The sequence below is a fragment of the Campylobacter sp. B0100352/1 genome, from assembly GCF_020135855.1.
Classification (GTDB): Bacteria; Campylobacterota; Campylobacteria; order Campylobacterales; family Campylobacteraceae; genus Campylobacter_D; species Campylobacter_D taeniopygiae.
This window is the reverse complement of record NZ_JACHTP010000056.1, coordinates 1-1,818: the sequence shown is the minus strand read 5'-3', so window position 1 is coordinate 1,818 and position 1,818 is coordinate 1. Positions and strand designations below refer to the sequence as shown.

2 protein-coding genes are annotated in these 1,818 nt (G+C 30.5%); both read left to right on the top strand.

Annotated elements, in window-relative coordinates:
- Positions 1-111 precede the first annotated feature (111 nt).
- Positions 112-582, top strand: coding sequence for a hypothetical protein (locus tag H2279_RS08405; protein ID WP_337196263.1), 471 nt, complete (start codon positions 112-114; stop codon positions 580-582).
- Between the two features lie 36 nt (positions 583-618).
- Positions 619-1,725 (top strand): lysozyme inhibitor LprI family protein, encoded by a 1,107-nt coding sequence (locus tag H2279_RS08400; RefSeq protein ID WP_337196262.1) that lies wholly within the window; start codon positions 619-621, stop codon positions 1,723-1,725.
- The last annotated feature ends 93 nt before the right edge of the window (positions 1,726-1,818 follow it).

Sequence of the window (1,818 nt, the reverse complement as noted above, 5' to 3'; positions counted from 1 at the left end):
TCCATACTCAAACCATAGACTTAGCTAAAAATGTCAATGTAGGAGGAGAATATTTAACCAATGTAGCTCTTTCTAAAGATACCATAGTAGGGTTATACTTTAAATGTAGGAGTGGATAATAAAGTAAGAATAGCAAAAAATTCAAGTGAATTTGTAGGAGAAAACAAAGATATAGAAATAGGATCTAATCAAAATACTATCATACATAAGGATGAGATAAAGAATGTGAAGGGGAATAGGAAGGAAGTGGTTGAGGGGCATTGGGAGCTTCATACCAATAAAGGAATAAATTATCTTAGTGAAGAGCACTTAAATATACAAGCACATAATTACATAGATATACATACAGAACAAAATTTAAGCACACAAACAAAAAAACAACATACAGAACTTGCAGAATCTAAATATAGTAATTATCAAACAGATTGCGAAATTCAAGCGGGTAATCAAATCATACACAAAGTAGGAGAAACTGTTATCACTGCAAATCAAAATTGTGTTATCATTAAGGCAGGTGGAGTAGAAGTAGTTATAGACTCTAATGGGCTTATGGTTAAGGGTGGAGAAGTAAGAGCAGAATAAATATATAATGAAAAACAATTTTTTAAAGGAGTAATTATGAAAAAATTTTTAATGAGCTTAAGTATTTTAGTATTTTTAACCCCAATGCTTTATGCCCAATCTCCAAGTGAAGCTAAACCTAGCTTTGATTGTGCTAAAGCAAAAAGCAATGTTGAAAAGATAATATGCAATGATAAATACGGGCAGTTACAAAATTTAGATCGCTATATGGGTGAAGTCTATACACAATTAAGAAAAGAGTTAAAAATCTCTAAATTTCCCGATAAGGAACAAAGACTAAAAGATCTTTTAGATTCACAAAGGGCATTTATTAAAAAATTAAATAAAATTGATAGAGCTGATTTTATACAATATTCTCATAATGAAGAAGATGCCTATGAAGAACGCTCTGATTTTATAGGACATTCTTATGAATACCGCATTACAGACTTGCTTGAACTTCTAGGTAAGGTGCTAGATTCTAACAATAAAGAATTATGTGAATATGCAAGACAGCATGATGATAAATTTGATGAGAATAAATGGCAAAAAATTCCTCCTTCTGTCAATCCTCCATATAGCATAGGCTTTTGTACTTTTGGAACAAGTAGTAGAGATGGTGTGTTTATAGATCTTTGTACAGAAAATGGAAAAGCTACTGAAAAAATGGCAAAAGATATCAAAGACGAATATAATTACAATTTTTACTTTATCCATAATACTAAAATGTATAAAAGAAAAATTGATATTAACAATGATGGAGTGCCCGAAAATCTGATTTTTATATCAGGGGATTATTATGATGCACTTTGGATATATAAAAATGGTAAGCTAGATGCAAAAGCAAGTGATAAAATCTATGGGGATGATTTGCATTTTTGTGGATCAGCTACTCTAGGCACCCTTCAAGGAAGTCGTGACAGCGATGCTGCTGAAGTATTTGGTTTCTATGCCTTGCCAAGCAATAAAATTTCAAAACGACTAGAATTTGATTTTGAATATCCTATGCTAGGCTATTTATACTATGGAGTTATGGAGTTTAAAGGAAAAAATTATATTACCCTTTATAATCGCAGATTTCAGGATGATAAAAAATCTACTTATCCAACAGAACGCATTTATCTTTTAAAAGGCGATAAAAGAGAATTAAAATGCACTTATTAAAAAGGAAATAATTAATGTTTGACACAACAAAAATATTATTTATCACTCTGAGTGTGATATTACTTAGTCAAAGTCTAAATGCAAAATCTAGTA

Excerpts from the sequence above, each read along its gene's own strand:
- H2279_RS08400 (WP_337196262.1), top strand. The coding sequence starts at position 619 with ATGAAAAAATTTTTAATGAGCTTAAGTATTTTAGTATTTTTAACCCCA.